This is a genomic window from Saccharopolyspora sp. NPDC049426, assembly GCF_040676935.1.
Classification (GTDB): domain Bacteria; phylum Actinomycetota; class Actinomycetes; order Mycobacteriales; family Pseudonocardiaceae; genus Saccharopolyspora.
Genome location: NZ_JBFAPZ010000015.1, coordinates 81,568 through 101,500, shown reverse-complemented (window position 1 = coordinate 101,500; position 19,933 = coordinate 81,568). Strand labels below are relative to the sequence as shown.

Annotated in this window: 17 protein-coding genes, 1 tRNA gene and 1 pseudogene; 5 read left to right on the top strand and 14 right to left on the bottom strand. The window is 68.3% G+C overall.

The window, feature by feature from the left end:
- Window positions 1-64: 64 nt before the first annotated feature.
- The 3 genes from prmC to rpmE form a co-directional block, all read right to left on the bottom strand.
- Window positions 65-937, bottom strand: coding sequence for a peptide chain release factor N(5)-glutamine methyltransferase (gene prmC, locus AB0J78_RS27855; RefSeq protein WP_363794047.1), 873 nt, complete (start codon window positions 935-937; stop codon window positions 65-67).
- Window positions 938-947: 10 nt separating this feature from the next.
- Window positions 948-2,015 (bottom strand): peptide chain release factor 1, encoded by a 1,068-nt coding sequence (gene prfA, locus AB0J78_RS27850; RefSeq protein WP_363794045.1) that lies wholly within the window; start codon window positions 2,013-2,015, stop codon window positions 948-950.
- A gap of 121 nt (window positions 2,016-2,136) precedes the next feature.
- Window positions 2,137-2,349 carry a 50S ribosomal protein L31 gene (gene rpmE, locus AB0J78_RS27845; RefSeq protein ID WP_093413636.1) on the bottom strand — a complete coding sequence of 71 codons (213 nt, stop codon included), beginning with the start codon at window positions 2,347-2,349 and terminating at the stop codon, window positions 2,137-2,139.
- 220 nt (window positions 2,350-2,569) lie between these two features.
- Between rpmE and AB0J78_RS27840 the strand changes: the two genes are divergently transcribed.
- Window positions 2,570-3,004, top strand: a complete 435-nt coding sequence (locus tag AB0J78_RS27840) for a hypothetical protein (RefSeq protein ID WP_363794043.1) — start codon at window positions 2,570-2,572, stop codon at window positions 3,002-3,004.
- 186 nt (window positions 3,005-3,190) lie between these two features.
- Here AB0J78_RS27840 and rho read toward each other — a convergent pair whose 3' ends face one another.
- The 6 genes from rho to argS form a co-directional block, all read right to left on the bottom strand.
- Window positions 3,191-5,068 carry a transcription termination factor Rho gene (rho, locus tag AB0J78_RS27835; RefSeq protein WP_363794041.1) on the bottom strand — a complete coding sequence of 626 codons (1,878 nt, stop codon included), beginning with the start codon at window positions 5,066-5,068 and terminating at the stop codon, window positions 3,191-3,193.
- Window positions 5,069-5,940: 872 nt separating this feature from the next.
- Complete coding sequence (gene thrB / locus AB0J78_RS27830; protein ID WP_363794039.1) at window positions 5,941-6,858, bottom strand: homoserine kinase; 918 nt, start codon at window positions 6,856-6,858, stop codon at window positions 5,941-5,943.
- The gene (gene thrC / locus AB0J78_RS27825; protein WP_363794038.1) at window positions 6,855-7,943 is read right to left on the bottom strand and encodes a threonine synthase; all 1,089 of its coding nucleotides are present in this window, start codon (window positions 7,941-7,943) and stop codon (window positions 6,855-6,857) included. Before thrC ends, thrB begins: the two co-directional genes overlap by 4 nt.
- Window positions 7,940-9,244 (bottom strand): homoserine dehydrogenase, encoded by a 1,305-nt coding sequence (locus AB0J78_RS27820; protein WP_363794036.1) that lies wholly within the window; start codon window positions 9,242-9,244, stop codon window positions 7,940-7,942. Before AB0J78_RS27820 ends, thrC begins: the two co-directional genes overlap by 4 nt.
- Window positions 9,245-10,663 (bottom strand): diaminopimelate decarboxylase, encoded by a 1,419-nt coding sequence (gene lysA, locus AB0J78_RS27815; protein WP_363794034.1) that lies wholly within the window; start codon window positions 10,661-10,663, stop codon window positions 9,245-9,247. It abuts the gene before it with no gap.
- A gap of 96 nt (window positions 10,664-10,759) precedes the next feature.
- On the bottom strand, window positions 10,760-12,421 hold the full coding sequence (argS, locus tag AB0J78_RS27810) for an arginine--tRNA ligase (protein ID WP_363794032.1): 1,662 nt from the start codon (window positions 12,419-12,421) through the stop codon (window positions 10,760-10,762).
- Between the two features lie 255 nt (window positions 12,422-12,676).
- Between argS and AB0J78_RS27805 the strand changes: the two genes are divergently transcribed.
- The gene (locus AB0J78_RS27805) at window positions 12,677-13,459 is read left to right on the top strand and encodes a DUF3105 domain-containing protein (RefSeq protein WP_363794030.1); all 783 of its coding nucleotides are present in this window, start codon (window positions 12,677-12,679) and stop codon (window positions 13,457-13,459) included.
- Window positions 13,460-13,506: 47 nt separating this feature from the next.
- Window positions 13,507-14,130 (top strand): DUF305 domain-containing protein, encoded by a 624-nt coding sequence (locus AB0J78_RS27800; protein ID WP_363794028.1) that lies wholly within the window; start codon window positions 13,507-13,509, stop codon window positions 14,128-14,130.
- A 33-nt stretch (window positions 14,131-14,163) separates the two neighbouring features.
- Here AB0J78_RS27800 and AB0J78_RS27795 read toward each other — a convergent pair whose 3' ends face one another.
- Complete coding sequence (locus AB0J78_RS27795) at window positions 14,164-15,081, bottom strand: cation diffusion facilitator family transporter (protein ID WP_363794026.1); 918 nt, start codon at window positions 15,079-15,081, stop codon at window positions 14,164-14,166.
- 238 nt (window positions 15,082-15,319) lie between these two features.
- On the opposite strand from AB0J78_RS27795, the gene AB0J78_RS27790 reads away from it, so the two are divergent.
- A tRNA-Arg gene (locus AB0J78_RS27790) sits at window positions 15,320-15,392 on the top strand.
- Window positions 15,393-15,779: 387 nt separating this feature from the next.
- On the opposite strand, the pseudogene AB0J78_RS27785 reads toward AB0J78_RS27790, so the two are convergent.
- A pseudogene (locus AB0J78_RS27785) lies at window positions 15,780-15,911 on the bottom strand (tyrosine-type recombinase/integrase); the annotation flags it as partial.
- Between the two features lie 126 nt (window positions 15,912-16,037).
- On the opposite strand from AB0J78_RS27785, the gene AB0J78_RS27780 reads away from it, so the two are divergent.
- Window positions 16,038-16,721, top strand: a complete 684-nt coding sequence (locus AB0J78_RS27780; RefSeq protein WP_363794024.1) for a hypothetical protein — start codon at window positions 16,038-16,040, stop codon at window positions 16,719-16,721.
- 758 nt (window positions 16,722-17,479) lie between these two features.
- Here AB0J78_RS27780 and paaE read toward each other — a convergent pair.
- From paaE to paaC, 3 genes are read right to left on the bottom strand one after another with little or no spacing between them, the layout of a single operon-like run.
- A complete protein-coding gene (paaE, locus tag AB0J78_RS27775) occupies window positions 17,480-18,559 on the bottom strand; it encodes a 1,2-phenylacetyl-CoA epoxidase subunit PaaE (RefSeq protein WP_363794022.1) in 1,080 nt (359 codons plus the stop codon).
- Between the two features lies 1 nt (window position 18,560).
- Window positions 18,561-19,052, bottom strand: coding sequence for a 1,2-phenylacetyl-CoA epoxidase subunit PaaD (gene paaD / locus AB0J78_RS27770; protein ID WP_363794020.1), 492 nt, complete (start codon window positions 19,050-19,052; stop codon window positions 18,561-18,563).
- Window positions 19,046-19,930, bottom strand: coding sequence for a 1,2-phenylacetyl-CoA epoxidase subunit PaaC (gene paaC, locus AB0J78_RS27765; protein WP_363794018.1), 885 nt, complete (start codon window positions 19,928-19,930; stop codon window positions 19,046-19,048). Before paaC ends, paaD begins: the two co-directional genes overlap by 7 nt.
- Between the last annotated feature and the right edge of the window lie 3 nt (window positions 19,931-19,933).

The window sequence follows — 19,933 nt, the reverse complement described above, 5'->3', positions numbered from 1 at the left end:
ATCACCGGGAATCCGTTCCCCGGCGGCAGGGGCCCTTCTCATCGCGAGGAAGGGAACCTTCCTGTCACTCCGGGTGGGTGCGGCGGGCGGTGGCGAATCGGGGTCGGCCGGCGAGGTCCGGGTGCTCCTGGACCTCGGTCAGGACCCTGCGGGCGCGCAGCAGCGCGGGCACCGAGCCGCCGTGGGTGTCGTCGTGCTCGATCGCCACACCGCCACCCGGTTTGAGCAGCCGGGCCGCGCAGGCCACCACGTGGCGGACGACGTCGAGTCCGTCCCGGCCGCCGAAGACGGCCGCGTGCGGGTCGTGGTGGCGGACCTCCGGCGGAACCGGGGTTCCGTCGGGGACGTACGGCGGGTTGCAGACGACCAGATCGACCAGGCCCTCCAACTCCATGAACAGCATCGGGTCGGTGACGTCGCCGGAGTAGAGGCCGATCGGGGTGTCCCCCGCCTCCGACCGCAGACCTGCGTTGCGGCGGGCCCACGACAGGGCAGCGGGGTCCTTCTCAACCGCGTGCACGCACGCGTCCGGACGGGCGTGCGCCAAGGCGAGGGCGAGCGCTCCCGAACCCGAGCACAGGTCGACGATCGTGGGCCGCTCGACGCCGTCCACGACACCGACACCCCACTCGACCAGCAGCTCGGTCTCCGGGCGGGGCACGAACACGCCCGGCCCGACCTCCAGGTCCACGCCGCCCAGGTGGGCGCGGCCGGTCAGGTGCTGCAGCGGGACGCGCGCGGCGCGGCGGCCCACCAGTTCCTGCAGAGCCTCCACGACCGGCGGGTCGACCAGGGGAACCATCATGAGCTTGGTGCGCTCGACGCCGAGCAGATGCGCGGCGAGCAGCTCGGCGTCGGCGCGCGGACTACCCACGCCCGCCGCCGCAAGAGTGCGCTCGGCCTCCAGGATTGCCAAGCGCAGTGGCTGTCGGGTCACGTCGATCAGCTTAGAGCGCAAGGCGCTCGTTGCGATCGGCAGCGAGCAGCGCGTCGAGCACCGCGTCCAGGTCGCCGTCGAGAACGTGGTCGAGGTTGTACGCCTTGTAGTTGACCCGGTGGTCCGAGATCCGGTTCTCCGGGAAGTTGTAGGTGCGGATGCGCTCCGAGCGGTCCACCGTGCGGACCTGGCTGCGACGGGTCTCCGACGCCTCGCGCTCCGCCTCTTCCTCGGCTGCCGCCTGCAAGCGGGCCTTGAGCACCTGGATGGCGCGCAGCTTGTTCTGCAGCTGCGACTTCTCGTTCTGGCAGGACACCACGATGCCCGTCGGCAGGTGGGTGATGCGCACCGCGGAGTCCGTGGTGTTCACGCTCTGCCCACCCGGCCCGGAGGACCGGTACACGTCGATGCGCAGGTCCTTCTCGTCGACCTCGACCTCGACCTCTTCCGGTTCGGGGTAGACCAGGACACCGGCCGCGGAGGTGTGCACGCGTCCCTGGGACTCGGTGACCGGCACGCGCTGCACGCGGTGCACGCCACCTTCGAACTTCATCTTCGACCACACGCCGTCGGGGCTGTTGTCGCCGGCCTTGGCCTTGAGCGCGACAGTGGCGTCCTTGTAGCCGCCGAGATCGGATTCGGTGGCGTCGAGAACCTCGGCGCGCCAGCCGCGGCGCTCGGCGAAGCGCAGGTACATGCGCAGCAGGTCACCGGCGAACAGCGCGGACTCCTCGCCACCTTCACCGGACTTGACCTCCAGCACCACGTCGGAACCGTCGTGCGGGTCGCGCGGCAGCAGAAGCTCGGTGAGCTTGTCCTCCAGCTCGGGGATGCGCTCGGCGAGCCCCTCGGCCTCCTCGGCGAACCCCTCGTCCTCGGTGGCGAGCTCCTGCGCGGTCTCCAAGTCGGAGCGAACCTCGTCCAGCTCGCGCGAGGTGCGCACGATGGGGGTGAGCTCGGCGTAGCGGCGGCCGAGCTTGCGGGCGTTCGCCTGGTCGACGTGCACGCTCGGGTCGGCCAGCCGCTTCTCCAGATCGTCGTACTCGGCGAGCAGGCCTTCGAGCTTCGATGTCTCCACGGGGCGACCCTTTTCCTGACGGCTGTGAAGTGGGACGAAGCCGCCCCGGTCGAGACGGCCCTCACGCAAAGACGGCGCCCGCCCTCACGCGTGATGCGGAGAGCGGGCGCCGTCTGCGCAGCTACTTCTTGCGCTTGCCGTAACGGGCCTCGAAGCGGGCCACGCGGCCACCGGTGTCCAGGATCTTCTGCTTGCCCGTGTAGAACGGGTGGCAGTTCGAGCAGACCTCAACGGTGATCTGACCGCTCTTGCGGGTGCTGTGGGTGGTGAAGCTGTTGCCACAACCGCAGTTGACCTGCGTCACCACGTACTCGGGGTGAATGCCACTCTTCAACGGCTTTTCCTCTCAACTTGGCCGCCGGGTCCACGCGCCCATCGCAGCGTGGTGAACCGGGACCGGAACCAGCCTTCAATTGTGCCAGACCACGGCACGCGACCTGCAACGCAGGTGTTCGGGCCAGTATTCCCGGAGCCGCTCGTCGCACCAGTGCGACCGCCCGGCGCAGCAGAGCAACCGCCTGCCGAGACCAGGCGCACCCGAGATGCACAACCCCGTGAACACCGTTCATCATTTGCGCGTGTTGTTCTGCGCTGTGCTGGGGAAACTCACGATCAAGTCGTGGGTCTCCCTCCCTCTGCTCTTCTTGGGCAGCGCCACCGGCGTCGCCGCGCTGATCGACCTGCTGGCGTTACAGAACGAACCGACGCTGCAGAGCGAGCTGTCGCTGTCGGCCCCGCTGCTGTTCGGCTTCGCCGCCGGGCTCGCGCTGTTCAGCGCCGACCAGGTGCAGTGGCGCTTCCGCTGGCAGCGGCTGAGCCTGCGCATCGCCTATCCCCTGGCGATGGTCGCGTGCGCGGTCGCCCTGGACGCCTTCACGCTGCCGATCGGCGCCGCCCTGATCATCGGACCGATCGCAGCAGTCCTGCTCGCGGCGATGCTGAAGCGCAGCGCCGCTGCGCGCGACAAGGCCGACTACCTCACCTCGTGAGCGCCTCGGCACAGGTGAGCAAGGGAACCTTCCTGTCACCGCCTCGCTGAGCAGAGCCGAGCACGGGAACCTTCCTGTCACCGCCCTGCCGAGCAGAACCGCGCACGGGAACCTTCCTGCCACCCCCAACGCAAAAAGCAGGGCCCGCACCACTCGGGTGCGGGCCCTGTTCACCGGTGGGGACGATCAGTCGTCGTCCTTGCCCGGGGTGGTCTTGGCGACCTGCATCAGGAACTCGATGTTGGTGCGCGACTTGCGCAACCGGTCCTGCAGGAGTTCCAGAGCCTGCTGCGCGTCGAGGGCGGAGAGCACCCGGCGCAGCTTGTGCGTGACGGCCAGCTCGTCCGAGGACAGCAGGATCTCGTCCTTGCGGGTGCTGGAGGAGTCCACGTCGACCGCCGGGAACAGCCGCTTGTCGGCGAGCTTGCGGTCCAGCTTGAGCTCCGCGTTACCGGTGCCCTTGAACTCCTCGAAGATGACCGTGTCCATGGTCGAACCGGTCTCCACCAGCGCGGTGGCGAAGATGGTCAGCGAGCCGCCGTTCTCGATGTTGCGAGCCGCGCCCAGGAACCGCTTCGGCGGGTACAGGGCGGTGGAGTCGACACCACCGGACAGGATTCGGCCGGATGCCGGGGCCGCCAGGTTGTAGGCGCGGCCCAGACGGGTGATCGAGTCCAGCAGCACGACGACGTCGTGGCCCATCTCCACCAGGCGCTTGGCGCGCTCGATGGACAGCTCGGCGACCGTGGTGTGGTCCGACGGCGGGCGGTCGAAGGTGGAGGCGATGACCTCACCCTTGACCGAGCGCTGCATGTCGGTGACCTCTTCCGGACGCTCGTCCGCCAGGACGACCATCAGGTGGCACTCGGGGTTGTTCGTGGTGATCGCGTTGGCGATCGCCTGCAACACCATCGTCTTACCGGCCTTGGGCGGCGAGACGATCAGCGCGCGCTGCCCCTTGCCGACGGGCATCACCAGGTCGATGATCCGGCCGGTCAGGTTCTGCGGCTCGGTCTCCAGGCGCAGCCGCTCGTTCGGGTACAGCGGCGTCAGCTTGTGGAACTCGGAGCGGCTCTTGGCCGCTTCCGGCTCCAGGCCGTTGATGGAGTCCACCCGCACCAGCGGGTTGAACTTCTGCCGCTGCTGCTCGCCCTCGCGAGGCTGCTTGATGACGCCCTTGATCGCGTCACCGCGGCGCAGGCCGTACTTGCGCACCAGCGACAGCGAGACGTAGACGTCGTTCGGGCCGGCCAGGTAGCCGGAGGTGCGCACGAAGGCGTAGTTCTCCAGCACGTCGAGGATGCCGGCGACGGGCAGCAGGACGTCGTCCTCGCGGACCTCCGGCTCGCCACCTTCACCACGACCGCGGTTGCGGCGGCGGTCGCGGAAGCGACGGCCACCTCGGCCCCGGCGACCGCCCTCGTCGTCATCGTCCTGCCGGTTGTCCCGGTCCTGGCGATCCTGACGGTTGTTGTCCCGGTCCTGGCGGTCCTGGCGGGTGTCCCGGTCCTGCCGGTTGTTCTCGGACTTGCGCTCGGCGTTGCCGCCGCCGCGCTGGTCGTCGGCACCGCCCGACTCGGTGCCCGCGTTGCGCCCGTTGGAACGGCGGCGGCGGTTGTTGCCGCGACGATTGTCGTCGTCACCGCCACTTTCGCCGGACTGCCGCCGGGTGCGGGTGCGCGTGGGGGCGGAGCCGTTGTTGTTCGACTCGGCCGCGGTGTCGCGCGAGGCGTTGTCGCCCTCGTTGCTGGTGCTGTCGAGGGTCGGCTGGCTTCCCTTGGCGGGGGATTCTTCGCTGCGCACCTGCGCCTTCTTCGCGGTCGAGCGGGTCCGCGGTGCAGTGCTGCCGCCGCCCTGCTTCTCCTTGATCGCGGCGATCAGGTCGCCCTTGCGGAGGCCCCCGGTCTCGATCCCCAGTTCCCCCGCGAGTTGGCGCAGCTCGGCAAGAACCATGCCTGAGAGTCCGCCGCGTCGCCGCGGAGTGCCGTTGGCCTCGGCGTCCTGCTGGCCAGCAGATGAGGTGCCGTTGGCGGCCTCGCTGCTCAACAGTTCGGTGTTGCTCACGAATGTCCTTCCTGACCGGACCGCGCCTCCTACGCGACCCAGCGGATTGCCCGCCCGCTCGTTTGAGTGCGGACGGCCGGTATGTGCTACCAGCCCTTTCGCCGGTCGGATTCGCCCCTCGGACGCAGCATTACCGACTTCGACGTTGGCTCGGGGAACCAGCAGCACCGGGCAGTGGGAGGCACCCGGCTCGCGTGGTTCATGTGCGACGCATCCACTCCGATCCACACGTGCCGATGCACGTCCTGCCGCCTCATTCCAGGAATCCCCGACTCTCGGATTGCCCCGGTGGTGAACCGGGAAACTTCAGGATCCGGGTCGGCGTCATGGTCACCTTGGGAGGCCACACCGTGGAACTTAAAGCCCCCACCCCGACATCGGCAACGGATTGGCGCCGATGATCCCGAAGCAAACTCACTTTGAGTTGACAACTCCTGCCTCGGTCACCGCGGTCGCCAGACCCGCCTAAGTTGATCTTCGCCCTTGTCGGGCGGAGTCCAATTCACAGCGGGAGATGCGCCCCGGAAAACGATGTTCCGGGCACGGCACCGGCCCTAGGCGCGGTGACTGATTGACCTTGAGGGTAGACGCCCCGTAGTTCGGGTGCAACAACCCCCTGGGCGTGGCGCCCTTGCAGATCGTGCCGTCGACATTCAGCGAAACGAAGGCCCCCGGAAGCGGGCGCGATCCTCGAAGTCGAAGATCAGGTCCGCCTAGTTTCCTCCGGCGCCTCGCACAGCCGGATCGTCGGCGACACTTCCTTTCTACCACTTCTCGCGAAACCGCCGCGCCCCGGGCCGGTGAACTGCCCTTTTCCACTCAGCGCACAGCCCGGGGACGGCGACCCAACACGAGATGACCAGCGCGCGGAATCAGTCCTCGACGTGCGTTCGGACACCTTCGCGATCGACCGGGAGATCCAGCGCCTTGAACCCGCTCGGAGCAACCTCGTGCGCGTTCGCGTTCTTGCTCGGGAGCGCCAGCACGGTCGGGCCCGCGCCGGACACGGCCGCCGCGATCCCCTCGGCGCGCAGCGCGCGCACCAGCGCGACGGTCTCCGGCCACGCCGGTTCGCGGTAATCCTGGTGCAGCCGGTCATCGGTCGCGGCCAGCAGCAGCGACGGGTCACGGGTGATCGCGTGCACGGCGAGCGCAGCACGACCTGCCGCGAACGCGGCGTCGGCGTGCGGAACCCGCTCCGGCAGCAGCCCCCGCGTCACGTGCGTCGACGATTCCCCTTGCGGCACAAAGGCGACCGGTGACACGTCCGGATGCGCCGGCACGCTCGCCGCGCGGAAGCGGTCGGATTCCCGCCAGGCGACGACGAAATCTCCGAGCAGGCTCGCCGCCACGTTGTCGGCGTGCCCCTCGCGCACCGCCGCCAGGTGCAGCGCGCGCTCGACGTTTTCCGTTGCCCGCAGGTCGATTCCCGCCAAACCGTGCGCGACGGCGATACCGGCGACGATCGCCGCCGCGGAGGAGCCCAATCCCCGCGAGTGCGGAATGTTGTTCTCGCAGTGCAGATCGAGGGCGGGCAGGTCCTGAATCCCCAGCTCCACCAGGGTGTCGTGCACGACGCGGACGACGAGGTGCCGCTCATCGCCGGGCAGCAGCCCCGCGCCCTGCCCGGCCACCGACACCGTCGCCGTACCGGGCGGGCCGTCGATCACGCGCGCGAAGACCGTGTCGTACAAGGACAACGCCATGCCCAGCGCGTCGAAACCGGAGCCGAGGTTCGCCGTCGACGCGGGAACCTCGACCCGGACCGACCGCGCCGGGAGCGAGCTCAACGCAACTCCAGCGCGTCGGCGACCGCGCTCGGGTCGACCGGCAGCGGCTCGACCTCGACCATGCCCGCCAGCGCGGTGTCGGGATCCTTCAACCCGTGACCGGTGACGGTGCAGACCACGACGGAACCCTTCGGCAGGCTTCCGTCGGCGGAACTGGCCAACAGCCCCGCCACGCTCGAGGCCGACGCGGGCTCGACGAACACGCCCTCCCGGCCCGCGAGAACCCGGTAGGCGTTGAGGATCTCCTCATCCGTCACCGCCGAGAACAGGCCGTTCGAAGCGTCCTTGGCCTTGACCGCGCCCTGCCAGGAAGCCGGGCTGCCGACGCGGATCGCGGTCGCGATCGTCTCGGGCTCGGCGACCGGCTGACCGTGCACCAGCGGCGCGGCACCCGCGGCCTGGAAACCGAACATCCGCGGCAGCGAGTCGGTGATCCCGTCGCGGTGGTACTCGGTGTAGCCCTTCCAGTACGCCGTGATGTTGCCGGCGTTGCCGACCGGCAGGCAGTGGATGTCGGGGGCGCGGCCCAGCACGTCGCAGATCTCGAACGACGCGGTCTTCTGGCCCTCCAAGCGGACCGGGTTGACCGAGTTGACCAGGGTGACCGGGTGCTCGGCGGCGGTCTTGCGGGCCAGTTCCAGGCAGTCGTCGAAGTTGCCCTGCACCTGCAGGATCTTGGCGCCGTGCACCACGGCCTGGGCGAGCTTGCCCAGCGCGATCTTGCCCCGGGGCACCAGCACCGCGGAGGTCAGCCCCGCGCGGGCGGCGTAGGCCGCGGCCGAGGCCGAGGTGTTGCCGGTGGAGGCGCAGATGACGGCCTTGCTGCCCTCGGCGAGCGCGTGGGTGATGGCCACCGTCATGCCGCGGTCCTTGAACGAACCGGTCGGGTTGGCGCCCTCGACCTTCAGGTAGACGGTGCATCCCGTCTGCTCGGACAGGTACGGCGCAGGAACCAGCGGGGTGTTGCCCTCCTGCAGGGTCACGACGTGCGCCCCGTCGGGAACCTCCACCCGGTCCCGGTAGGCCTCGATCAGGCCCGGCCACCCGGCCCCGGACCGCGGCGGAGCACTCTGGATGTTCGTCACGTCGGTTCACCTTCCACGCGCATCACGCTGACCACTTCGCGCACAATCGGGAGCTGCGCGATTTTGTCCACTGTGGACGAAAGTGCCGCGTCGGGGGCGGTGTGCGTGACCACCACGAGACTGGCCTCCGCACCTCTGCCCTGCTGACGCACCACCGAAATGCTCACATCGTGCTCGTTGAACGTCGCCGCGACCTGCGAGAGCACACCAGGTTTGTCGGCCACGTCGAGACTGATGTGGTAGCGGGTCGGGGTATTGCCCATCGGCTGGACCGGCAGCTGGGCGTGCGCGGACTCCCGCGGCCCCTTGCCCTTGACGACCAGGTTCCGGGCGACCGCCACGAGGTCTCCCAACACCGCGCTCGCCGTCGGGGCGCCCCCGGCGCCCTGCCCGTAGAACATGAGCTGACCGGCGGCCTCGGCCTCCACGAACACCGCGTTGAACGCCCCGCCCACACCGGCCAGCGGATGGCTGCGCGGGATCATCGCCGGGTGCACGCGCGCCGACACCGACTCGGTGCCGTCCTCGTCGATCACCCGCTCGCAGATCGCCAGCAGCTTCACCGTGCGATCGAGGGTCGCCGCCGCCGCGATGTCGCCCGGAGTGACCGCGGAGATCCCCTCGCGGTGCACATCACTGGCCGTCACGCGGGTGTGGAAGGCCAGCGACGCGAGGATGGCGGCCTTCGCCGCAGCGTCGAAACCGTCCACATCCGCCGTCGGATCCGCCTCCGCGTAGCCCAGGCGCCCGGCCTCGTCGAGGGTCTCCGAGTAGCCGGCTCCGGTGGAATCCATCGCCGACAGGATGTAGTTCGTCGTGCCGTTGACGATGCCCATGACCCGGTTGATCCGGTCACCGGCCAACGACTCGCGCAGCGGCCGCAGCAGCGGAATGGCCCCCGCCACGGCGGCCTCGAAGTAAATGTCGGTGCCCGCCTCGTCGGCAGCCGCGTACAGCTCCGACCCGTGCTCGGCCAGCAGCGCCTTGTTCGCCGTGACCACCGACTTGCCCGAACGCAGCGCGGTGAGCAGCAGCGATCGGGCCGGTTCGATGCCGCCGATGAGCTCGACGACGACATCGACGTCACCTTCCACCAACGCCTGGGCATCGGTGGTCAGCAGGTTCTCTGGCACCTCGGGATGCTTGTGCGGGCGCCGCACCGCGACGCCGGTGACCAGCATCGGGGCCCCCGTGCGCGCCGCGAATTCCTCCGGTTGGTCCCGCAGCAGCCGCAGCACCTCGGTGCCCACGGTGCCGCAGCCCAACAGCGCGACCCTGATCGGTTCACGGTCCCGGATCACTCACACCTCCAGCCGGAGCAGGTCGTCCTCGGTTTCCCTGCGCAGCAACAATCGCGCCTGACCAGCGCGAACCGCAACCACCGGCGGCTTGGGCAGGCGGTTGTAGTTGCTGGCCATCACGTAGCAGTACGCCCCGGTGGCGGCCACCGCGAGCAGGTCTCCCGGAGCAATGTCCTCTGGAAGCCAGCAATCGCGCACCACTACGTCACCGGATTCACAGTGCTTGCCCACGATGCGGGACAGAACCGGCTCCGCTTCAGCCGAACGCGACACCAATCGGCTGTCGTAGACCGCGTCGTAGAGCGAGGTGCGGATGTTGTCGCTCATCCCGCCGTCAACGCTGACGTAACGCCGCTCGACGTCGGCTCCCAGCGCGACGTCCTTGATCGTGCCCACCTCGTAGACGGTGATCATGCTCGGGCCGACGATGGCGCGACCCGGCTCCACCGCGATCTTGGGAACCGGAAGACCAGCGTTGTCGGCTTCCTTGCCCACGATCTCGAACAGCCGGGTGGCCAGCTGCGACGGAGGCATCGGGTCGTCGTCCGGGGTGTAGGCGATGCCCAGCCCACCACCGAGGTCGACGGTGTCGGCGGAAGCCAGCGCGTCCTCGCCGTGCTCCTCGCGCAACTCGGCCAGCAGGCGCACCACCCGGTGCGCGGCCAGCTCGAAACCGTCCACCTCGAAGATCTGCGAACCGATGTGGCTGTGCAGACCGGCCAGCTCCAGCGAGTCGGCCTTGAGCACCCGGGCCACGGCCTCGGCGGCCTGCCCCGCGGCCAGCGAGAACCCGAACTTCTGGTCCTCGTGCGCGGTGGCGATGAACTCGTGGGTGTGCGCCTCGACGCCGACGGTCACCCGCACCAGCACCCGCTGCCGAGCGCCGCGCTGGGTGGCGATGTGGTCGAGCCGGGCGATCTCGTGGAACGAGTCCAGCACCACCGAGCCGACCCCGGCATCCACGGCGGCGGTCAGCTCGGCCACGGACTTGTTGTTGCCGTGGAACGTGATGCGCTCAGCCGGGAACCCCGCGCGCAGCGCCACGGCGAGTTCGCCGCCGCTGCACACGTCCAGGCTCAGCCCCTCCTCGGCGACCCAGCGGGCCACCTCGGTGCACAGGAACGCCTTGGAGGCGTAGTGCACGGCGGACGGGTCGCCGAACGCCTGGGCGTAGTCGCGAGCGCGGGACCGGAAGTCGTCCTCGTCGAGCACGAACAGCGGCGTGCCGTACTGCTCGGCGAGTTCCCGCACGTCCAGGCCGGCGACGCGGACGACGCCGTCAGCGCCGCGCTCGCTGTTGCGCGGCCACACCTGGGGGTGCAGCTGATCGATCTCCCCGGAGCTCGCCGGAGACGGTCCTGCGGTGTTGCCGGGTGGCACGACATCGGCGTGCCGAGGCCCGGCGGGATGGGCGCGCATGTTGACAAAGCTCCTTCGCGCAGCCTGCCGCTGGACAGGCGGTGAAATCAGGCGGCACGGCACCCTCCTCGTCGAGGGCGAGCCATCCGCCTGCGATTACATCTGTTCCGGCGCGCTCACGCCGAGCAGGCCCAGACCGTTGGCCAGCACCTGGCGGGTGGCCTCGCACAGCTGCAGCCGGGCGATGGTCAGCGGGTTGGACTGGTCGTCACCGGGCTGCAGCACGCGGCACGCGTCGTAGAACTTGTGGTACGCGCTGGCCACGTCCTCCAGGTAACGAGCCACCCGGTGCGGTTCGCGCAGCTGGGCGGCCGAGCGCACCACGCGGGGGAACTCGCCCAGGGTGCGGATCAGGTCGCCCTCACGTTCGTGGGTGAGCAGCGACAGATCGGCATTCTCCACGGATCCCCGCTCGATGCCCAGGGAGGTGGCGTTGCGCTGCAGCGACGACAACCGGGCGTGCGCGTACTGCACGTAGAAGACCGGGTTCTCGTTGGTGCGCTTGCTGATCAGGTCCAGGTCGATGTCCACCGCGGAGTCCACCGAGGAGCGGATCAGCGAGTAGCGCGCGGCATCGACGCCCACGGCCTCGACGAGGTCCTCGAGGGTGACCACGGTGCCGTTGCGCTTGCTCATGCGGACGGGTTTGCCGTCGCGCATCAGGTTCACCATCTGGCCGATCAGCACCTCGACCACCGACGGGTCGTCGCCGAGCGCCGCGGCTGCGGCTTTGAGCCGGGCGATGTAGCCGTGGTGGTCGGCACCGAGCATGTAGATGCACAGGTCGAAACCGCGGGACCGCTTGTCGCGCAGGTAGGCGATGTCGCCGGCGATGTAGGCCGGCGCGCCGTCGCTCTTGATGACGACCCGGTCCTTGTCGTCGCCGTACTCGGTGGAGCGCAGCCACCAGGCGCCGTCGGTGTAGTAGAGGTGATCGGAGGCCTTGAGCTGCTCGACGCAGGTCTCGACCTGGCCGGAGCTGTGCAGCGAGTCCTCGTGGAAGTAGACGTCGAAGACGGTGCCGAAGTCGTTCAGGCTCTGCTTGATCTCTTCGAACATCAACCCGACGCCGACGCGGCGGAAGGTCTCGTGCCGCTCGTCCTCGGGCTGTTCCAGCACGCCCGGCTCCGCCTTGAGGACCTGGTCGGCGATCTCGGCGATGTAGCCGCCGCCGTAGCCGTCCTCCGGGGCGGGCTCGCCCTTGGCCCCGGCGATGAGGGACCGGACGAAGCGGTCGATCTGCGCACCGGCGTCGTTGAAGTAGTACTCGCGGGTCACCTCGGCGCCCTGAGCGGAAAGTACCCGTCCCAGCGCATCGCCGGCGGCCGCCCAGCGGGTGCCGCCAAGGTGGATGGGGCCGGTCGGGTTGGCCGAGACGAACTCCAGGTTCACCTTCAGGCCGTTGTAGAGGTCGCCCTTGCCGTACTCGGCGCCGCTGCCCAGCGCCTCGCGCACGATCTGGGCCTGGGCGTCGGGCGCGAGCCGCAGGTTCAGGAAGCCGGGACCGGCGACGTCGGCCACGTCGATGGCGTCCTGGCTGGTCAGCGCCTCGGCGAGCCAGGTGGCGAGGTCGCGCGGGGCGACCCCTGCCTTCTTGGCGACCTGCATCGCGATGTTGGTCGCGTAGTCGCCGTGCTCCGGGTTTCGCGGGCGCTCGACGGTGACCGCCTCAGGCAGCACCGACGTGTCCAGCCCACGGGCGGAGAGCACGTCGACGGCGGTGTTGCGGACCAGTTCAGCGAGCGCGGCAGGAGTCACCCTGTGAAGTTTAGGGATCCTTCCACCCAGTTCAGACGCCGGGTGCCGCCCACTCCGTGGACTCGACGAGGGCCGTTCGGCCCAGCCGGGATTGGGCGACGCGCGCGAGGCGACCACGGGGCGTGATCGAAGCGTTGTCTGTGTGTGAGAACGTGTGGTGGCGAGCATTTGCCTATCGGCACACCGCCACACGGGCAATCTCTACACTGGCGGGCGCTGTCCCCCGGTTCTGGCGAGACGAGGTTTGCGAGCAGCATGGCTAAGAACAAAGCGGTGCGCGGCGCCGCCGTGGTGAACCAACGATCCATCCCGTGGCTGCTGGTCTCCGGGGTGACGGTGGTCGCGGTGTTCGCAGCGGTGATCTTCGGATACGCCTACACCCGGTGGTCCGATCAGGCCGCGACGCGCGATGCGCAGGCAGCCGCGGAGAAGGCCACCGAGGCGTTCAAGCCGTCGCCGCAGAACCCGGACCCGTCGAAGACGATCCCCGGGGTCGTCACCGCTGACTACAAGGCGCAGCTGCACGTCACCCCGAGCCAGCGCGTCGCCTACGACAAGAACCCGCCGTTCGGCGGCCCGCACGACGGCGTCTGGGCCGACTGCACCGGTGTGGTCTACCCGCAGGCGGTTCGCACCGAGAACATGATCCACTCGCTGGAGCACGGCGCGGTCTGGATCGCCTACAACCCGGAGAAGGTCGACCAGGCAGGCCTGGACCGCCTCAAGGTCCGCGCCCAGGGCAAGCCGTACACGATGCTGTCGCCGTACCCGGGCCTGGACAAGCCGATCTCGCTGCAGTCCTGGGGGCACCAGCTCAAGGTCGACAGCGCCGACGACCCGCGGATCGACCAGTTCATCACCGCGCTGCGCCTGAACAACAACGGCGTGTACCCCGAGGTCGGCGGTTCCTGCCAGGCCTACCCGGGTGCGTTCGACACCAACAGCCCGCCGAAGTTCGACGCGACTCCGCCCGGCCCGGATGCGGTCACCATGGACGGCAAGGGCGCGAACGCCGGCAGCGGCGAAATGGGCCAGTGAGCCCGTTGCCCCAGGCACGACGCGTTTCGCAGGTCATCGTCGCCATCGTGGCGGCTTTCTCCCTGCTGCTGTTGGGGGCGGCGCTCGGACTGCTGATCCGGGTGCCGTCCTTCGACAGCGCAGAGCCCGAGGCCACGGCGGTCGACGTCGGGTTCTCGCAGGACATGAGCGTCCACCACCAGCAGGCGGTGACCATGGCGACGCTGGCGCGGGAACGCGCCGATGACGTCGCCACCCGGCAGCTCGCTTTCGACATCGAGACCAACCAGCGCGACCAGATCGGCCGCATGCAGGGCTGGTTGGGCATCTGGAACCAGCCGGCCCAGACGACGGGGCCGGTCATGCAGTGGATGACCGAGACCGGCGGCCACCAGCACGGCACCGCTCCGATGCCGATGCCGATGTCCGGCGGCGCCTTGATGCCGGGCATGGCCACCAGCGAGGAGCTCTCCCGGCTCGGCTCGCTTCGAGGCCCGGAGTTCGACGTCTACTTCCTGCAGCTGATGCTGCGCCACCACCAGGGTGGAGCCCCGATGGCCGAGTACGGCGCGACGCACGCCGCGGTCCCCGCGGTCCGCGCCCTGGCGAAGAACATGCTCGGCTCCCAGGGCAGCGAGATGGAGCTGATGAAGACCATGCTCAGCCAGCGCGGTGCCAAGCCGCTGGCGTGAGCATGGGAACCTTCCGCCCATTCTGAGCCGCGTTCACCAGGTCAGCTCCCGACAGCGGCGAGCGCATTCGGCGGGCTCGACCTGCAGGGTCGCGTGCTCGATCCGGTAGCGCTCCGACAGCAACCGCTGCGCGGCGGTGAGGACACCGCCGTGGTCTGCGTCGGGTCCTGCTGTCAGGTGGGCGGAGGCGACCTCCATGCCCGACGTCAGCGTCCACACGTGCAGGTCGTGAACCTCCGTGACCGACGGCAGCGCGGCCAGATCGCTGCGCATCGCCTGCACGTCGAGACCCTCCGGAGCCTGCTGCACCAGGATCCGCAGCGCTTGACGGGCGAGCGTGAAGGTTCGGGGCAGGACGAAGAGCCCGACACCGACGGCGATGATCGGGTCGGCGAGGTACCAGTCGAACGCCCAGGTCACGAAGCCGCCGACGAGCACACCTGCCGAGCCGACGGTGTCAGCGAGGACTTCCAGGTAGGCGCCGCGCACGTTGAGGCTCTCGCCCGCGCCCTTGCGCAGCAGCGCGAACACGACGAGGTTGGCCAGCAGGCCGGCGGCCGCGGTGACCATCATTGGCAGGCCGGCGACCTCCTGCGGCTGCCGGAACCGCTCCACGGACTCGAACAGGATGTAGCCGGCGACGCCGAACAGCAGGACGGCGTTGGCCAGCGCTGCGAGAACTTCGATGCGGTAGAGGCCGAAGGTGCGCTTGTTGCCTACGGGACGTCGGGCGGCGGTGATCGCCGCCAGCGCCATCCCCACCCCCAGGACGTCGGTGAGCATGTGCCCTGCGTCGGACAGCAGGGCGAGCGACGACGTCAGCCACCCGACGACGGCTTCCAGCACGAAGAAGGCGAGAAGCACGCCGAAGGCGATGGACAGCCTGGTCACGTAGCGGCCGGACGCGTGGACCGCATCGGCGGCGGATCCGTGCCCATGACCGTGCCCCATCTCTTCGCCTCCTCACATCCAGGTCAGATACATAGCAAAGTATGCATGATTTGAAGCGCGGGACGAAAGTGCCCTGCAACTCAGATCACCACCCCGCCCACCTCGTGCGGTGACAGGAAGGTTCCCAAGCGCCCATCCACCGGCAACTCCCAGATGAACACCGTCGAGGCGAGCAACCCGACCCCATCCCAAACACGCGTGCGGCGTGCGATAAGCTATCGATCGTCCGCAGCGACGAGCCCTCGTAGCTCAGTGGATAGAGCACTGCCCTCCGGAGGCAGGTGTCACAGGTTCGAATCCTGTCGAGGGCGCCTCAGAAAGACCGAGAAAACCGCCCCTGACCAGTAAGAACTAGGTCAGGGGCGGTTTTGTGCGTCAGCCTGCTGGTGTGCAATGAGTGTGCAAACCTCGACTAGGCCTGGTAGCCGAAGAAGTCCTCCACCTGCTTGCGGGCGATCACGTCCTGACCGTGCAGACAGGCCGCGTAGACCTCCCACAGCACCGCGACGGAGTGGCCGGCCTACTCACCGTCGTAAACGGCATGGGCACCTACGTCACGGCAGACTGACCCCCCTGAAACGCCTGGTATCGGCACTAAATTGGCAACCTTTCGAACGCTCGCTCGTCGAGGATGCCTTCAGCTCCCTGACACGATGGGCAAGATCTACCGATCCGACCGGCCTGCACCCCTTCTCGGCCAGCACGGCCACAGTAGAGCGGGCACTCCACCCCATCACGTGCTGCGCTGCTCGCTGCGTGATGCCGAGCTCTAGGAGGACCGTCGCAGCCGTATGCCGGGCGTCATGAAGGCGTGCATCCCGGACTTGCGCAGTCCGCGCCGCCGGCATCGACATGACCAAAAACCGTCCCCGGCGTCCTACATGCCTGGCACCAAACCCTCACCGGCGGCTGGTGGGCGCTCGCGATCACTCGAAGGGGCGCATAACGTCCGAATCGTGGCGGACGAGTTAAGCGCCAATGCCCATCGGCATGGCCGCCCACTATTCACCGGCACGTGTGGTTTCGTGCGTAGCAGGGCTAGGCCTGCGTCTTGGACCGACCTCGAGCCCGGCGCTCACCCTGAAGACCTGACGGCGTGGTGCCCACCGCGCAAGCCGAGTCACGTTGGAGCCGCCATGAGTGCGAAGCTGAACACCGAGCAGCACGTGATCGAGCGAGACCGGGGCAGGCGGATCGCCGAAGCGGTCTACGGAACGATCGTGCTGCTCGCTGCACTCGACTACCTCGCCGATGAGCACCCCGAGGCGGGGGAAGCCGCGCTGACGATCGCTGGTGGCGCGGCGGTGCTGTTCCTCGCCCGGCTGTACTCCGAGTTCGTGGCACAGCGGATCGCCGTGGACCCCGAGAGGGGGGAGGTTCTTGGGCGGATCGCGGCGGCAAACTGGCCAGTCGCGGCGGTCGCCGGAATCCCGGTCGTGCTCCTGGTCATTGCCACCTTCGGCGCGTTGAATCTGGATCTCGCTTTCGACATCGCGTCCTGGTACTGCGTCCTGGTCCTCGGCACCGCGGTCTACGTAGCTGCCCGACTGTCCAATGAGAGCAGGGTTTACCGAATCCTGTTCACAATCAGCGCGTTCGGGGTAGGTCTGTTCATCTCAGCATTGGACGAGATGTTCTGATTATCGGGGAGCGGTAGGAAACTGCCGGGAGCTGCCGCCAGTATCGATGTTGGTGAGCTGATCAGTGGCGCGCTCGTGACTGATGACCAATGTCGGGCCCCGGCAAGTAGTGATCAGAGCGCTTGGTGCCGTTGATGCACAAAAAGGCACGTGCCGAGCTAGAACCGCCAGCAAACTCCTGAGCCGGCGCTAATCCGCCGCCTCAGTTCTCGTCTCATTCGTGCTTATTCGGCGCTGTTCAGCGCAGTCCGGACAGCGCCGCGACCATTCCAATCTTTCCTAGCAAACGCATTAGTTTCCCCTCGCCAGGTTCGATGATCAACGCAGACGGCGCCGCCCCTACGTCGGTATCGTCGCCGCGCTGCCCCTTACCCGGCAGCCCGAGTCAAGCCCTGCTCACCTGAAAGTCCGTCAAAGAGCACCCGCTGGCGCCAGCGGTTGCGGATAAGCAAAAGTCCTGCTTTAGCTTGCGTTTTAAGGTCTTAATCATGACTCGACGTGATCTCGGTGCTGAACGTGGCCTTGGGTTCGCGATCAATACCGCGATTCGCAACACCTACACCACTCCCGCCCTTGGCCAACGCCTGGTTGAATAGACGCCCGCGCAACGCTCAGCTCGTCGTGAGACTGCGTGGGCGGCCCTCGGCAGTTCTGAACGCACTCGGCACAAAAGATCCGCCTCCGAACGATGTTCCCTCCGTTCAGAGGCGGATCTTCTCGCACAGAGCCGATCTCAGCGCGCTTCACGCCGAACCGGATCAGGAGTCGAAGTCGACGGTGAGCACGTCGCTGACTGGGACGGACTGGCAGGTCAGGACGAACCCTTCGGCCACCTCCGCTTCTTCCAGCGCGAAATTGCGACGCATGTCGACCTCTCCCTCGGTGACCTTCGCCCGGCAGGTGCCGCAGACACCGCCCTTGCAGGCGAACGGCAGGTCGGGCCTCGCCTTCTGCGCACCGTCGAGAACCGGTATCTCCCGCGACAACGCGGTGGTCGTGCTCCGACCGTCGAGGATGATCGTGGCCTCGGTGGTCGCCCCCGAAGGCACCGCGTCGATGTGCTTCACAGGTTCCGGAGGCACGTCGTCGACGTAGAACAACTCGCGGTGGATGCGCTGGTCGGCCACACCGAGTTCCCCCAGCAGCTGCTGCGCCCCGGTGACCATGCCGAACGGACCGCACAACCACCACTCGTCGACGTCACCGACCTCGGGCACCAGCGCCATCAGAGCGCGCAGCTTCTCCTCGTCGAGACGTCCGGTGAACAGATCCGCCTCCCGCGGTTCACGGGAGAGAACGTGCACCAGCTCCAAGCGCTCGGGATACCGGTCCTTCAGGTCCGCGAGCTCGTCGGCGAACATCACGGTGTCCGTACGGCGGTTGCCGTAGACGACGGTCGCCGTGGCTGAAGGGTCCCGAAGTACTGTCGCCGCGATCGACAGCAGCGGGGTGATGCCGGATCCGGCACCGATCAGCACGTGCTGCCCCGGTACCGACTTCGGGCTGAACGCCCCGGTCGGTGCCCCGACTTCGATCTCGTCGCCGGGACGAACCTCGTTGACCAGCCACGTGGAGAACAATCCGTCGGGGACTTCACGCACCCCGATGCGCGGAGAGCTCCCCTCGGCCGAGCAGATCGAATACGACCGCCGCTCTTCTCGTCCGTCGATCACGCGACGCAACGTCAGCGACTGACCGGCCCGGAAGTCGTAGGTGCCGCGGAGCTCTGGTGGCACGGAGAAGGTGACCGCGACGGCGTCGTCGCACAGCCTGCTGACCTCTGCGACGGTCAGCGTGTGGAATTCGCCCCGCACCCGGGACTTGGTTGACGCGGTCACCTCAGATCTCCTTGACGTGTTCGAACGGTTCGTCGCACGACCGGCAGCGGCGCATGGCCTTGCACGCGGTGGCTCCGAACTCCGACAGCAGTTCGGTGTCCGCCTCGCCGCAGCGCGGGCAGGGAACCTTTCGCTCAGGTGGGTGGAGCGACAACGGCACCGGGCCGGGGCCGCGCGCGGGAACACCACCAGGTGGTGCGATGCCGGCTTCTGCGAGCTTGCGGCGCCCCTGCTCGCTGATCCAGTCCGAGCTCCACGGTGGCTGCAGCACCGTGCTCACCTCGACTCGGGCGAACCCCGCTCCCTGCAACGCGTGAACCAGGTCGTCGCGCATCGTGTCCATGGCCGGGCAGCCGGTGTAGGTGGGTGTGATGGACACCTTCACCGCACCGTCCTGTTCGGACACCTCACGAAGCACGCCGAGGTCGGCGAGCGTGAGCATCGGCAGTTCGGGATCGCGGACGGTCTCCGCGACGGCTCTGGCGGTCACCACGTCGCCTCCGGATGCGCGCGGGCAACGCTCTGCAGCTCGGCGACGAGGTATCCCATCGCTTCGGTGTGCCGACCGTGCCTGCCGGTTCCGCCGGCGACTCCTGCCTTGCCCGGCAGGTCGGGGCGTTCCAGCGTCGCGGCCTGGAACACCTGTGCGAGGACGCCGTCGAACTCCTCGCGCACCGCAGCGGGGTCGACCGCGACACCGGCTTCCACCAGGCGGGTTTCGACCTCGTGCGCGGTGAACAACTCGTCCACGTACGGCCACACGGCGGTCAAGGCCTCCCGCATGCGCTCACGGGAGAAGTCCGTGCCATCGCCCAAGCGAACCGCCCATTGAGCAGCGTAGTCGCGGTGGTAGGTAAGTTCCTTCACGCCCTTGTCGGCGATGGCGGCTAGCACAGGGTCGCGGGAGGTGGTCAGCCGCTGGAACAGCGCGAGCCGCCACGTGGACAGCACCAGCAGCACCGCGATGAGTTGCCCGAAGTCGCCGCGTTCGAGCTCCGCGAGCCGCACGTTGCGGAACTGGTCCTCGTCGCGGAAGAAGGCGTAGTCGTCCTCACCACGTCCGCTGCCGTCCGCCTTGCCTGCTCGGGCCAGCAGCAACCTGGCCTGTCCCAGGAGGTCCAGGCCGATGTTGGCGATGGCGACCTCGTCCTCGAGTTCAGGGGCGAAGGTGCACCACTGCTGCAGCCGGTGCGACAGGACCAGCGCATCGTCACCCAGCATCAGGCAGTAGGCGGCCAGATCCGAACCGTCCACACCGGACGGAACTGAGGTGTCGACTCCCGCCAGCGGGTCTTCGAACCCGCTGCCGAATGCCCAGCGCGAATCGTCGTGCGCGTCGATGAGTGCCTCGTAGGCGTTGTCAAAGGACATCGT

What these genes read in the sequence shown, in the direction of transcription:
- AB0J78_RS27795 (WP_363794026.1), bottom strand. Translation starts at nt 15,081, where the DNA reads ATGGGGCACGGTCATGGGCACGGATCCGCCGCCGATGCGGTCCACGCG.
- lysA (WP_363794034.1), bottom strand. Translation starts at nt 10,663, where the DNA reads ATGCGCGCCCATCCCGCCGGGCCTCGGCACGCCGATGTCGTGCCACCC.
- paaC (WP_363794018.1), bottom strand. Translation starts at nt 19,930, where the DNA reads ATGTCCTTTGACAACGCCTACGAGGCACTCATCGACGCGCACGACGAT.
- AB0J78_RS27805 (WP_363794030.1), top strand. Translation starts at nt 12,677, where the DNA reads ATGGCTAAGAACAAAGCGGTGCGCGGCGCCGCCGTGGTGAACCAACGA.